At 68.2% G+C, this 12,833-nt stretch carries 15 protein-coding genes; 5 read left to right on the forward strand and 10 right to left on the reverse strand.

Translation table 11 applies throughout. From position 1 onward, the window contains the following. Together fliE and GQR91_RS04585 are read right to left on the reverse strand one after the other, a co-directional pair. Entirely contained in the window at positions 1-375 is a 375-nt protein-coding gene (fliE, locus tag GQR91_RS04580; protein WP_112381680.1) for a flagellar hook-basal body complex protein FliE, read from the reverse strand. After that, a complete protein-coding gene (locus GQR91_RS04585) occupies positions 372-1,649 on the reverse strand; it encodes a sigma-54 interaction domain-containing protein (RefSeq protein WP_112381681.1) in 1,278 nt (425 codons plus the stop codon). The genes fliE and GQR91_RS04585 overlap by 4 nt, the downstream gene beginning before the upstream one ends. Before the next feature lie 298 nt (positions 1,650-1,947). Between GQR91_RS04585 and GQR91_RS04590 the strand changes: the two genes are divergently transcribed. Then, a complete protein-coding gene (locus GQR91_RS04590; protein WP_149681329.1) occupies positions 1,948-2,799 on the forward strand; it encodes a flagellin N-terminal helical domain-containing protein in 852 nt (283 codons plus the stop codon). A 192-nt stretch (positions 2,800-2,991) separates the two neighbouring features. Then, positions 2,992-3,840, forward strand: coding sequence for a flagellin N-terminal helical domain-containing protein (locus GQR91_RS04595; protein ID WP_149681330.1), 849 nt, complete (start codon positions 2,992-2,994; stop codon positions 3,838-3,840). A gap of 154 nt (positions 3,841-3,994) precedes the next feature. On the opposite strand, the gene GQR91_RS04600 is transcribed toward GQR91_RS04595, so the two are convergent. The 6 genes from GQR91_RS04600 to GQR91_RS04625 all read right to left on the reverse strand — a co-directional run bounded on the left by GQR91_RS04600 (position 3,995) and on the right by GQR91_RS04625 (position 7,832). Continuing rightward, a complete protein-coding gene (locus GQR91_RS04600) occupies positions 3,995-4,615 on the reverse strand; it encodes a MarC family protein (RefSeq protein WP_149681496.1) in 621 nt (206 codons plus the stop codon). Between the two features lie 5 nt (positions 4,616-4,620). Then, positions 4,621-5,496 (reverse strand): bifunctional methylenetetrahydrofolate dehydrogenase/methenyltetrahydrofolate cyclohydrolase FolD, encoded by an 876-nt coding sequence (folD, locus tag GQR91_RS04605; RefSeq protein ID WP_149681331.1) that lies wholly within the window; start codon positions 5,494-5,496, stop codon positions 4,621-4,623. Then, positions 5,493-5,765, reverse strand: a complete 273-nt coding sequence (locus tag GQR91_RS04610; protein ID WP_211368565.1) for a DUF167 domain-containing protein — start codon at positions 5,763-5,765, stop codon at positions 5,493-5,495. Before GQR91_RS04610 ends, folD begins: the two co-directional genes overlap by 4 nt. 39 nt (positions 5,766-5,804) lie before the next feature. Further along, positions 5,805-6,110: a YggT family protein gene (locus GQR91_RS04615; protein WP_149681333.1), complete on the reverse strand. Its 306-nt coding sequence runs from the start codon at positions 6,108-6,110 to the stop codon at positions 5,805-5,807. A 164-nt stretch (positions 6,111-6,274) separates the two neighbouring features. Further along, complete coding sequence (argB, locus tag GQR91_RS04620; protein WP_112381687.1) at positions 6,275-7,174, reverse strand: acetylglutamate kinase; 900 nt, start codon at positions 7,172-7,174, stop codon at positions 6,275-6,277. A gap of 22 nt (positions 7,175-7,196) precedes the next feature. Further along, positions 7,197-7,832: a queuosine precursor transporter gene (locus tag GQR91_RS04625; protein ID WP_149681334.1), complete on the reverse strand. Its 636-nt coding sequence runs from the start codon at positions 7,830-7,832 to the stop codon at positions 7,197-7,199. 163 nt (positions 7,833-7,995) lie between these two features. Here GQR91_RS04625 and GQR91_RS04630 point away from each other — a divergent pair, with 163 nt between their 5' ends. Further along, positions 7,996-9,255, forward strand: coding sequence for a NupC/NupG family nucleoside CNT transporter (locus GQR91_RS04630; protein WP_112381689.1), 1,260 nt, complete (start codon positions 7,996-7,998; stop codon positions 9,253-9,255). Positions 9,256-9,343: 88 nt separating this feature from the next. Here GQR91_RS04630 and GQR91_RS04635 read toward each other — a convergent pair whose 3' ends face one another. Both GQR91_RS04635 and GQR91_RS04640 read right to left on the reverse strand, forming a co-directional pair. Beyond that, positions 9,344-9,982 (reverse strand): nicotinamidase, encoded by a 639-nt coding sequence (locus GQR91_RS04635; protein ID WP_162853743.1) that lies wholly within the window; start codon positions 9,980-9,982, stop codon positions 9,344-9,346. Beyond that, positions 9,979-10,848, reverse strand: coding sequence for a 3-hydroxybutyryl-CoA dehydrogenase (locus tag GQR91_RS04640; protein WP_149681335.1), 870 nt, complete (start codon positions 10,846-10,848; stop codon positions 9,979-9,981). The genes GQR91_RS04635 and GQR91_RS04640 overlap by 4 nt, the downstream gene beginning before the upstream one ends. A 78-nt stretch (positions 10,849-10,926) precedes the next feature. On the opposite strand from GQR91_RS04640, the gene GQR91_RS04645 reads away from it, so the two are divergent. After that, positions 10,927-12,042: a DUF1176 domain-containing protein gene (locus GQR91_RS04645; RefSeq protein WP_149681336.1), complete on the forward strand. Its 1,116-nt coding sequence runs from the start codon at positions 10,927-10,929 to the stop codon at positions 12,040-12,042. A gap of 14 nt (positions 12,043-12,056) precedes the next feature. Beyond that, the gene (locus GQR91_RS04650; RefSeq protein ID WP_149681337.1) at positions 12,057-12,680 is read left to right on the forward strand and encodes a YbhB/YbcL family Raf kinase inhibitor-like protein; all 624 of its coding nucleotides are present in this window, start codon (positions 12,057-12,059) and stop codon (positions 12,678-12,680) included. The last annotated feature ends 153 nt before the right edge of the window (positions 12,681-12,833 follow it).

Below are 12,833 nucleotides of genomic sequence, written 5' to 3' on the forward strand. Positions count from 1 at the left end.
TTACACCGGCATGCTCATGATGTCCTTGTAGGCGGACAAAAGTTTATTTCTCACTTGCAGCGTCGCCTCGAACCCGACCGAGGCCTGCTGGCGCGCCAGCATCACCTTGGCGATGTCCATGGTTTCGCCGCGCTCATAGCTTTCGGACAGCTTGGCGGCCTGTTGCTGGCTGTCGTTGACGCTTTTGACCGCCTCGTTCAGCGTGTCGGCAAAGCTTGCCGGCTGTGCGCTGGCCGCCGCGGCTGCACCCTCGGCGGCCTGTGCGCCACCGGTCTGTGCCGCGGCCTTCAGCGCCTGGTTGCGCTCCAGGATCTGCGCGCGCAGCGCCATCACCCGGTCGACGCCCATGGCGCCGTTGACGCCCCCGATACTCATGCGGACAGCGCCTTACGCCCGGGCAGGCCGACATCCTCGCCCTGCTCGCGCGCCTTGGCCAGGCGGTAGCGCAGCGTGCGCTCCGAAATCCCCAGCCGCCGCGCGGTCTCCATCCGGCTGCCGCCGCAGGCGGCCAGCGTTTCGCGGATCGCGGCGAACTCGCTCATCTGCACCACCTTGCCCAGCGTCGCCGGCACGGCGGGCTGCGCGGCGGAGGACAGGTCGACATCGTTGGCGACCATCGGCCGGTCGAACACGATATGGCTCGCCTCGATCGTGTCGCCGCCGGCGAACAGCAACGCGCGCTGGATCACATTCTCCAGCTCGCGGACATTGCCCGGCCAGCTATGCTCGACCAGCGTCTCGATCGCCTCGGCGGTGGGCCAGGGGATGGTGCTGCGGCTGCCGGCATGGCGCAGGATCATCGTCGCGGCGAGCGCGGGGATGTCGCCGCGACGCTCGGCCAGCGCCTTGGTGGTCAGCGGAAACACCGCCAGCCGGTAATACAGGTCGGCGCGGAACCGGCCGGCGGCCACCTCGGCCTGCAGGTCGCGGTTGGCGCAGGCGATTACCCGCACGTCCACCGCCTGCGGCAGGCTGGCGCCCAGCGGCACCACCTCGCGCTCCTGCAGCACGCGCAGCAGCTTGGCCTGGAGTTGCAGCGGCATCTCGGCGATCTCGTCGAGCAGCAGCGTGCCGCCATCGGCCGCGCGGAAGAAGCCCTCGCCACCCGACGAGGCACCGGTGAACGCGCCCTTCTGGTGCCCGAACAGCAGCGCTTCCAGCATCGCCTCGGGCAGTGCGGCGCAGTTGATCGCGATGAACGGCTTGTCGGCGCGTGCCGAATTGGCGTGGATCGCGCGCGCCAGCACTTCCTTGCCGGTGCCGGTCGGTCCGTTGATCAGCACGGTGATGTCCGCCTGCGCCACGCGCTCGGCCAGCGTGAACAGCGCCAGGCTCTCCGGGTCCGCCGCGGTGGGCATGCCCGCCCCCGCCAGCAGCGCCCGCATGAAGCCGTTGCCGACCGCCCCGTCCTCCGGCCCGAACGCGATCCGCGTCGGCAACCCGTTGCCGGGCCGCTCCAGCCGCCGCCCGGCATCGCCGACCACGATCGTCCGCGCCGGCGCCGCGATCGCCTCGTCCTCGGCGACCAGGAAGGTATCGCCCGGCTGGCCCGCACCGCCTTCGACCACGGTCATGCCCTGCGCGCGGAGCGACGACAGCAGCGCGTAACGGCGCTTCGCAAGAACGGCAGAGGGAAGAATCGACGGCATCGGAGGGACATTCCTTTCGCCGTCCCCAATGCTCGATTCGTCCCCAAAAAAAGGTTAATTCGGCCGCTTGCCGGCAAACTATTTCCGGGCGCGTCGCCCCCGTGCGTGAGCACGCGCGCGCAGGCCCGCATCGCGCCCGCGCGAAGAGCGCCCCGGCGGCAACCAAACCGGCAAGACCGGCAAGATTTTTCCGACATCCGGCTAAAACCTGCCGCCGCCTTGCCGTTTCTCCACTTGGCGGCTCGGTGATCCGATGGGGATCGGAAAGGTTCGCCGAGCAAGAGATGGAGTTTTCGACATGACCGTTATTGCCAGCAACATCAGCGCGCTGCGCGCCACCGCCGCTTCGACCTCCGCACAGAACGCGCTCGGCAGCTCGATGCAGCGCCTGTCCACCGGCAAGCGCATCAACTCGGCCAAGGACGATGCCGCCGGCCTCGCCATCTCGGCCTCGATGACCGCGTCGATCAAGGGCATGGCGCAGGGCATCCGCAACGCGAACGACGGCATCTCGATGGCGCAGACCGCCGAAGGCGCGCTCGATGAGGTGAGCAACATGCTCCAGCGTATGCGCGAACTGAAGGTTCAGTCGCAGAACGGGACCTATTCGGACGATGACAAGGCAAACATCACCGCGGAGCAGACCGCTCTCGCCGAACAGATCAGCTCGGTCGTCCAGAACACGCAGTTCAACGGCACCGCGCTGTTTACTGGTCTCGACAAGAGCATCCAGACCGGCGCAACGAGCAACGATACGGTCAGCATCAAGATGCGCGACCTGACGGCTGCCGCCGCCGGAACGGGTGCCACGGCAACCGGCTCGGCTTTGAGCGCCGTTATCGATTTCGCTCCAACAGGCACGGCCACTGCTCTCAAGGCCGATACCCTTGCCGGCTATGACGCGGCAATCAAGGACGTCGCCAATGTTCGCGCCGGTCTCGGCGCCACGCAGAACCGCCTCCAGTCGGCGGTGAACAACGCCACCTCGAACCTGACCAACCTGTCCGAAGCCCGCAGCCGCATCGAGGACACCGACTTCTCGGAAGAAACGACCGCACTCGCCAAGGCACAGATCCTCAGCCAGGCATCGACCGCAATGCTCAGCCAGGCGAACCAGTCGCAGCAGGGCGTGCTGAAGCTGCTCGGCTAACCGGCCCGATCACCCGCCCCGGTTCGACCGGGGCGACAGGCTTCGATAACCCGGCCTTCCACTTGCGAAGGCCGGGATTTTGGGGCTGGGAATCTTTTTTCCTAAAGGTGGCGGCTCACCGGCCGTTTTTCCGTCGTGACAGCTCGACCTTCGCCGTGGGGGCGCGGAGAGCTTTCGAGACGGAGAATGACCATGACGGTTATTGCAAGCAACATCAGCGCACTTCGCGCGCAGGCGGCGTCCACCAACGCCACCAACTCGCTCAGCACCTCGATGCAACGCCTGTCCACCGGCAAGCGCATCAACTCGGCCAAGGACGATGCCGCCGGTCTCGCAATCGCCGCGTCGATGAGCGCGCAGATCAAGGGCATGAACCAGGGCATTCGCAACGCCAATGACGGCATCTCGATGGCGCAGACCGCCGAAGGCGCGCTCGACGAGGTCAGCAACATGCTCCAGCGCATGCGCGAACTGGCGGTGCAAAAGGCCAACGGCACCTATTCCACCGATGACAAGGCCAACATCACCGCCGAGCAGGATGCACTGGCCGCGCAGATCACCAACATTCTGCGCAACACGCAATTCAATGGACAGAAGCTGCTCGATGGCACCGCCGGCGCAGCGGCGGATGGCAAGGTATCCATCCAGGCGGGCGCGAACACCAATGATGCGGTCGTGATGACGTTCGGCAATCTGACCGCCGACGCCAATCTGACCGCAGTCGTCACCTTGGGTACGGACACGGTTCCCGCAGCGATCAAGGCGACCGCAACGCTGGAGAATTTCGACAAGGCGATCGGCTCGGTCGCCAATGTCCGCGCCGGTCTCGGCGCGACGCAGAACCGTATCCAGTCGGCGGTCAACAACCTGACCGCCAACGTCACCAACCTGTCGGACGCGCGCAGCCGGATCGAGGACACCGATTTCTCGGAGGAAACGACCGCGCTCGCCAAGGCGCAGATCCTCAGCCAGGCATCGACCGCGATGCTCAGCCAGGCGAACCAGTCCACGCAAGGCGTGCTCAAGCTGCTCGGGCAGTAATCCGCCCGAAGCCCCGGCGCCGCGCCCCCACTCGGGTGCCGGGGCCGACCGACGCTGTTCCAGCACGGGTCGCAAGGGAACCCCGGTGGCGTGCAGCCACCGGGGTTTTGCGCGTCGCCCCTATATAAAGATTCGCGCGCGCGGGATCGCCCGTTCAGCGCAGGCTGGCCGTCACCCCGTCGATTACGAACTGCACCGCCAGCGCGGCGAGCAGCACACCGAGCAGCCGGGTGATCACCGCCTCGATCTTGGCGCCCATCAGCCGCATCAGCGGCCCGGCCATCAGCAGCGCGATCAGCGTCAGCACCAGGATCGACACCATCGCCCCCAGCACCACCAGCGACCGCTCGATCCCGCTGTTCCGGCTCATCAGTAGCATCACCGACGCGATCGATCCCGGCCCCGCGATCATCGGCATCGCCATGGGGAAGATCGACACGTCCTCGACCTCCGGATCGTCCGCCACCTTGGCCGCCCGGTCCTCCCGCCGCTGCGTCCGCTTCTCGAACACCATCTCCAGCGCGATCAGGAACAGCATGATCCCGCCCGCGATGCGGAACGAGGGCAGGCCGATGCCCAGACCGTGGAGCAGCGCCTCGCCGAACAGCGCAAAGACGAACAGGATCGCCGCCGCCACCGCCACCGCGCGCACCGCCATCGCGCGGCGATGCGTCGCCGTCGCGCCGGCCGACAGCCCGGCATAGATCGGCGCACAGCCTGGCGGGTCGATCACCACGAAAAAGGTGACGAGCGACGAGAAATAGAGTTCGACCAGCCCGTTCACAGCAGGGTTTCGTCGATCGACACGCCCATCCGACGCCCGGCGGACACCAGCGTGTTGCGCAGCAGCACCGCGATGGTCATCGGGCCGACGCCGCCCGGCACCGGCGTGATCGCACCGGCAACCGCCCGCGCACCCTCGAAATCCACGTCGCCGACCAGCCCGGTCTCGGTACGGTTGATGCCGACGTCGATCACCGTTGCACCCGGCTTGATCCAGCCGCCCTCGATCAGCTTGGGGATGCCCACCGCCGCCACGACGATATCGGCCGCGCGCACCTTGGCGGGCAGGTCGCGGGTGCGGCTGTGCGCGATCGTCACGGTGCAGCTTTCCTGCAGCAACAGTTGCGCCATCGGCTTGCCGACGATGTTGGACCGGCCGACCACCACCGCATCGAGCCCGGCCAGTGTGCCATGCACATCGCGCAGCAGCATCAGGCAGCCCAGCGGCGTGCACGGCACGAAGCCCGGCAGGCCCGTCGCCAGCCGCCCGGCATTGACCGGGTGGAAACCGTCGACGTCCTTGTCCGGATCGATCGCCTGGATCACCGCCTGTGCATCGAGATGCGCAGGCAGCGGCAGTTGCACCAGGATGCCGTCCACCGCCGGATCGGCGTTCAGCGCGGCGACCAGGGCCATCAGCGTCGCCTGGTCGATATCGGCGGACAGGCGATGCTCGAAGCTTTCCATCCCCGCCTCGCGCGTCGCGCGGCCCTTGGACCGCACATAGACGCTGGAGGCCGCATCCTCACCGACCAGCACCACCGCCAGTCCGGGGGCGCGGCCGGCCGCCGCCTTGAAGGGTTCGACCTGGGTGGCGATGCGGGCTCGCAGGCCCGCGGCATAGGCTTTGCCGTCGATGATCGTAGCGCTCATGCCCCAGTGCCATAAAGCGCGGCGGCGGTGCGCGCCAGCGTCTCCGCGTCCCCATCCAGATGCAGGCGCTTCAACCGCGCCGTCTCACCCGCGACCAGCCGCACCGCCCCTCGCCGCAGGCCGAAGGCCTTGGCTACCAGCGCGATCAATGCCGCATTGGCCGCACCATCGACCGGTGCCGCCGCCAGCCGTGCGGCCAGATGGTCGGTCGTCCCCGCTGCAAGCATGTCGCGCCCGGCGCGCGGCGTCACCCGGACGGCGATCTGCAACCCGCCCTCCCGCGGGGTCCATGCCGGCACGGCCGCGGATCAGCCGACCACGACGCCGTAGCTTTGCTGCATGATCGCCGTGCCCACCAGCCGGTCCAGGATGATGATCGCCAGCAGCACGACCATGGGCGACAGGTCCAGCGCCCCGAAATCGGGCAGGATGCGCCGTACCGGCCGGTACAGCGGATCGGTCATCCGCTGGAGCGCGTACCAGATCGTCCGCACCATGTCGTTCGACGTGTTGATGACGTTGAACGCGATCAGCCACGACAGGATCGCCTGCACGATGATGATCCACCACGCGACGTTGAGCAGAATCTGGAGAATCTGGAGGATGTAGATCAACGCACGCGCTCCGTTTGGATGATGCCCGTTTATCTAGGCCCCATGCGCTGGCCCGGCAACGCCTGCGGTATATTTCGGGCCGTGGTGCCGGCGCCTCAAAGGCTTTTTGGAAATTGGCGAAAGAGCCAATTTCGGGCGCCCACAGCGCATTTCTAAACGGACTCTCAGCGCCGGACCAGCGTTCCCGCGCCGCGCCGGGTAAAGATCTCCAGCAGCATCCCGTGCGGCACGCGTCCGTCCAGGATCACCGCGGCATCCACGCCCGCCTCGACTGCCGATACGCAGGTCTCCAGTTTGGGGATCATGCCCCCGGAAATCGTGCCGTCGGCGCGCAGCGCGGCGATCGCTTGCGGGTTCAGGTCGGTCATCAGCTCGCCCTGCTTGTCCAGCACGCCCGCCACGTCGGTCAGCAGGAAGAAGCGCGATGCGCCCAGCCGTGCGGCGATCGCACCCGCCATGGTGTCGGCATTGATATTGTAGGTATGGCCATCGGTACCGATCGCGATCGGCGCGATGACGGGGATGATGCCGTCCGCCGACAGGCTGTGGATCAGTCGCGGGTCGACCGATACCGGCTCGCCGACGAAACCGAGGTCGACATGCCGCTCGATCCCCTGTTGCGGATCGGCCTCGCGCCCCCGCACCTTTTCCGCGGTGACCAGGCTGGCGTCCTTGCCCGAGATGCCGACCGCACGGCCGCCGGCCGCGGCGATCCAGCTGACGATTTCCTTGTTGATCGATCCGGCCAGCACCATCTCGGCGATGTGCGCGGTTTCCTTGTCGGTCACGCGCAGGCCGTTGACGAACTGCGACTCGACGCCCAGCCGCTTCAGCATCGCGCCGATCTGTGGTCCGCCGCCATGCACGACGACTGGATTGATCCCCACCGCCTTCAACAACACGACGTCTTCGGCGAAGTCGCGCTGGCGCTCGGGGTCGCCCATCGCATGGCCGCCATATTTCACCACGAACGTCTTGCCCGCATAGCGCTGCAGATAGGGCAGCGCCTCGGTCAGCGTCTCGGCCTTGGCGAGCAGGGCGGCGTCGGGCGTATGATCGGTCATGCCGCGCCCCTTAGCGAAAGGCTCAGGCGCGATCCAGCCGCCGGCCCAGTCCGACGAACACATAGATCAGCGGCGGCACGATCAGCGCGGACAGCGCGACCTTGGCGATCATCTGCCCCACGATCAGCGGCCCGATCGGAAATTCGCCGTAGAATGCGATGGTGACGAACAGCAGCGTGTCGACCACCTGGCTCAGCATGCTGGCGACCGCGGCGCGCAACCACAACAGCTTGCTGCCCTCCGCACCTTTCAGCGCGGCAAAGATCGTCACGTTCAGCGTCTGCGAAATGCCATAGGCGACGATCCCGCCCAGCCAGATGCGCCACGTCGTCCCCAGGATCAGCTGGATCGCGTCGCGATTGGCCGGCACCATCTCGGGCGAGGGCGGCAGGATCCACACCACCCAGGACAGGAACAGCGAGACGAGAAGCGGCACGAAGCCCACCTGCACCAGCCGGTTCGCGGTCGCGCGGCCATGCAGCTCGGCCACCGCGCTGGAGGTGACGACCAGCAGCAGGAAGGCGAAGATGCCCGCCTCCACCGCCAGCGGCCCCAGCGACACCTGCTTGTTGCCCAGCACGCCGGCAATGCAGACCATGCCGCCGTAAAAGATCGAAAGCGCGAACAGCGAGCGCGACAGCGCGGTGGGTCGGTCCATGTCCCCTGCTAACGCGTCGCGCGCGAAGGTCAATTCGCGATGGCGTCCCGTCCCGCCTGTCGGACAATCAGCCTCTAGCCGCCTTGCGCCGGTGCCCCTATGCTATGGTGCCGCGCAGCCGGGGGGCCGCGTCGCCTTGATCCTAAGTCACGCCGGGAACAGCATGAATCGTATCGCCATCGGCTTGGCCGGTATTGTCGTTATTCTGGCGATCGCCGTCGCGCTGTCCGCCGATCGCCGGGCGATCCGCCCGCGCGTCGTGGGGGCCGCCTTCGCGCTCCAGGCCGGCATCGCCGTCCTCGTCCTCTATGTGCCGTGGGGCAAGCGCATCCTGCAATTCCTGTCGGGCGGCGTCGCGGACCTGCTCGGCTATGCGAATGCCGGCACCAACTTCCTGTTCGGCGCGCTCGCCACCGATCCGCTCGGCCGCAATTTCGCGATCCAGGCATTGCCGGTGATCATCTTCTTCGCAGCCCTCGTCTCGATCCTCTATTATCTCGGCATTATGCAGTTCGTCGTGCGCTGGCTGGGTGGCGCGATCGAGCGCGTGATCGGCGTCTCCAAGGTCGAGTCGCTGTGCGCGGCGGCCAACGTCTTCGTCGGCCAGTCCGAATCGCCGCTCGTCATCCGCCCCTATCTCGCCGGCCTGACCCCGGCGCAGCTTTTCACGGTGATGACCAGCGGCATGGCGGGCGTCGCCGGCACCATCCTGGCCGCCTATGCCTCGATGGGTATCTCGATCGAATATCTGCTTGCCGCCTCGTTCATGGCGGCGCCCGGCGGCATCCTGATGGCCAAGATCATCATGCCCGACCGGATGGAGCCGCCCGCCGGACAGTTGCCGCTCGGCGACAATCTGGAGGACGAGCAGATCGCTCTGGCCGAGGCGACGCATGACGAGGAACGCCCCGCCAACATCATCATGGCCGCAGCGCAGGGCGCACAGACCGGCGTGAAGCTGGCGGTCGCGGTCGGCGCGATGGTGCTCGCCTTTGTCGCGCTGGTCGCGCTGGCCAATGGTCTGCTCGGCGGCATCGGCGGCTGGTTCGGCCTGCCGGGGCTCAGCTTCCAGGCGCTGCTCGGCTATGTGTTCCAGCCGATCATGTTCCTGCTCAACGTGCCGTGGAACGAGGCGGCGATCGCCGGCGGCCTGTTCGGCGAGAAGATCGTGCTGAACGAGTTCGTCGCCTATATCGATCTCGGCAAGCAGGCCGCGCAGCTTTCGCCGCGCACCGTCGCGGTCGTCACCTTCGCGCTGTGCGGCTTCGCCAACTTCTCCTCCATCGCGATCCAGATGGCGGTAACGGGCAGCCTCGCCCCCAACCAGCGCCCGACCATCGCCCGCCTCGGCATCCGCGCGCTTGTCGCCGGCAGCCTAGCGAACCTGATGTCCGCGGCCCTCGCCGGATTGCTGATCGTATAAGGCCGGCGCGCCGGTTCAGTGCCTGATCCCTCTCCCACCGGGAGAGGGAGGGAGGCGCGTCAGCGCCGGAAGGGTGAGGGCGGCCTCTTCACCCCAACACCACCCCCGCCGCCGCGAACCCCGCTTCCGCCACGTCCACCGTCGTGCGACCACCGGAAACCGGCATGCCGATCGCCCGCGCATGGTCCTTCAGCACCACCGCGCCGAACCCCTCGCGCACCGCGTCCAGTGCCGACCACGCCACGCAGAAGTCGTACGCCAGCCCGACGAACACGCAGCGCCGCACACCCAGATCGCGCAGCGCCCCCGCCAGCCCGGTGCGCGTCACCTTGTCGTTCTCGAAAAACGCCGAATAGCTGTCGACCGCCGGGTTGATGCCTTTGCGCAGGATCAGCCGCGCCCGGTCGACTGCCGGGATCACCGCGGGGTGGAACCCGGCACCGGCCGACCTTTGAATGCAGTGATCCGGCCACAACACCTGCTCGCCATAAGCCATCGTCATGGTGGAAAAGGGCGCCGCCCCCGCATGGCTGCTCGCAAAGGAGGAGTGCCCCGCCGGATGCCAGTCCTGCGTCACCACCACGGTGGCGAACGCGGCCGACAGCGCGGCGATCGGCGCCATCACCGCATCGCCGTCCGCCACCGCCAGCGCGCCGCCCGGGCAGAAATCGACCTGCGGGTCGATCACCACCAGCGCGTCGCCCGGCTTCACCGCGAATCCGCTCACCGCGTCGGCACCGGCTCGTCACCCGAATAGTCGTAGAAGCCGCGCCCCGTCTTGCGGCCATACCAGCCCGCCTCGACATATTTCACCAGCAGCGGCGCCGGGCGGAACTTGGGGTCGCCCGTCCCTTCGAACAGCACGCGGGTGATCTCCAGACAGGTATCCAGCCCGATGAAATCGGCCAGCGTCAGCGGCCCCATCGGGTGGTTCAGCCCCAACTGGCACGCCGCGTCGATATCCGGGATCGTCGCCACGCCTTCACCCAGCGCGAAGCACGCCTCGTTCAGCATCGGCATCAGCACGCGGTTGACGATGAAGCCCGGCGCGTCGTTCGCACGCACCACCCGCTTGCCCAGCGTCTGTGCATAGGCCTCCACCGTCGCCACCGTCTCGTCCGACGTGGCCAGCCCGCGGATCAGCTCGATCAGGCCCATCACCGGCACGGGGTTGAAGAAATGCACGCCGACGAAGCGCGCCGGGTCGGGCGATGCCTGTGCCAGCCGCGTGATCGGAATGGACGAGGTGTTCGACGCCAGCACCGCATCGGCGCGCAGCACGCGGCCGACATCCTCGAAGATCGCGCGCTTGATCGCCTCGCGCTCGGTCGCCGCCTCGATCACCAGATCGCAGTCGCCCATTCCGGACACGTCGCCTACCGGCTCGATCCGGCCGAGCAGCGCATCGGCATCGGCGCGCGTCATCTTCTCCTTGGCGATCTGCCGGTCGAGCTGCTTGGCGATGCCCGCCTTGCCCTTTTCCGCCCGTGCCAGATCGGTATCGGCCAGCAGCACGCGAAAGCCCGCGCCCGCGGACACCTGGGCGATTCCTGCGCCCATCTGTCCTGCCCCGATCACGCCCACTGCCTGCATGTCCACACTCTCCTTGGTCGTCGTTGCGCCCGCCCTACCGGGTTCGGAACGCAGCGGCCAGCGGCGGGTTGAAGGACCATGCACCCGGTCCCGCCCGCCCTGGCCTTCGCGCTCGTGCTCGCCGCCTGCAACCAGGCGCCGCCCGCCGAACCTTCGCCCGATCCCACCGCGACGCCGGCCACCGCCCCGACGCCTGCCGCCGCCACCGCCCCGGCCGCCGACTCCGGCGTCACCCCGAAGCTGGCCGATATCCGCGTCTTCCGGGACTGGGCGATCGCCTGCGACAATGGCGGCCTGTGCGAGGCGGCATCGCTCGCCGCGGGCAAGAACGGCGTGCTCGGCACCGGGCTGATCGTGCGGCGCGAGGGCGGCCCCGACGGCGCCGTCACCGTGCTGCTGCGCAAGGCCGATGGCCAGGTGGATACCGCCGCGGTCCAGGTCGATGGCAAGGTGGTGGCGCAGGGCCGACCCGATGGCAAGGCGCGCCTGCTCCTGACCGGGGACACCGCACGTCGTCTGGTCGATGCGATGATCGCCGGCCGCGTCGCCAGCATCCGCGTCGGGGAGCCGGTGGCCCTGTCGCTGTCCGGCCTGTCCGCCGCGATGCGCTATGCCGACGATCGACAGGGCCGCGTCGGCACCGTCACCGCGCTTGTCGCCAAAGGCGATCGCTCGGCCGACACCGTGCCCGCCGCCCCCGCCCCGCCCGTCGTCCGCGCCGCGAACCTCGCCGGCGCCCCCGCCGAAACGCCCACCGCCGCCGCCATCGCCAACACGCGCCGCCAACTGGAATGCCCCGCGGACGACTTCGGTCCGGTCAGCCAGGACGGCTACCGCCTCGACGCGCGCACGACGCTCGTCCTGCTGTCCTGCGGCTCGGGCGCCTACAACTTCATGACCAAGCCGCTGCTGCTCCGAGACGGCAAGCTGGCTCCGGCGCCGTTCGACATCGCCATGGATTTCGGTGAGCCCAAGCCCGCCGGCACCCCCGCCACGCTGGTCAACGCCGACTGGTCGGCCGACACTGGACGGCTGACCAGTTGGGCCAAGGGTCGCGGCCTCGGCGACTGCGGCAGCCTGCAGCGCTTCGCCTGGGACGGCACGCGCTTCCGTCTGGTCGAGGCAAAATCGATGACGGAATGTCGCGGCGCGATCGACCTCGTCAGCATCTGGCGCGCCGACGTGACCCGCTAACAGGAGACAAGGCCATGCTCGAACATCTTCCCGCCTGGCTCGGCAAGGCTCTCGGCACCGTCCGCGCCGGAGCCGACGGATTGATGATCGCCCGGCCCGACCTGGGTCGCGGTTTCGACACGCTGTCGCTCACCAGCCCCGCCTTTGCCGATGGGGGCCGCCTGCCGCCACGCTTCACCGCGGATGGCGAAGGCGTGTCGCCGCCGCTCGTCTGGGGCGATCCGCCGGCGGGCACCGCCCAACTGGCCCTGATCGTCGAGGATGCGGACGCGCCGACGCCGCAGCCGCTGGTCCATGCCATCGTTTGGGCGCTGCCGCCCGGTGCCGGTCATCTGGAGGAGGGCGCGATCGTCGCCGATGCCGCGGGCACGACCGATGGCGGCGATGTCGGGCGCAATTCCTATCTGCGGGAGGGCTGGCTGCCGCCCGATCCGCCGTCGGGGCATGGCGAGCACCGCTATGTCTTCCAACTGTTCGCGCTTGGCGACGATGTGGCGGATCCCGGCGATACGCCCGGGCGCGGTGCGATACTGGATGCGATGGTCGGCCATGTGCTGGCGGCCGGGGTCCTCGTCGGCACCTATTCGCGCCAGGAGGAAGCGCCGGTGGGTCCGGTTGGCGCGGTGGCGCCGGGCTGATCGTCCCGTCCGGCGGACAGGCCTCAGCCGATCATCAGCTGGGTCTGTCCGGCGATCAGGAGGACGGTGGTGCTGAACGCGGCAAAGCCGATCAGCAAGCTGCGGGTGATGGTCATCACGATGGTTCCTTTGGCCGGCCGGATCAGGCGATCG

The sequence above is a fragment of the Sphingomonas carotinifaciens genome, from assembly GCF_009789535.1.
GTDB lineage: Bacteria > Pseudomonadota > Alphaproteobacteria > Sphingomonadales > Sphingomonadaceae > Sphingomonas > Sphingomonas carotinifaciens.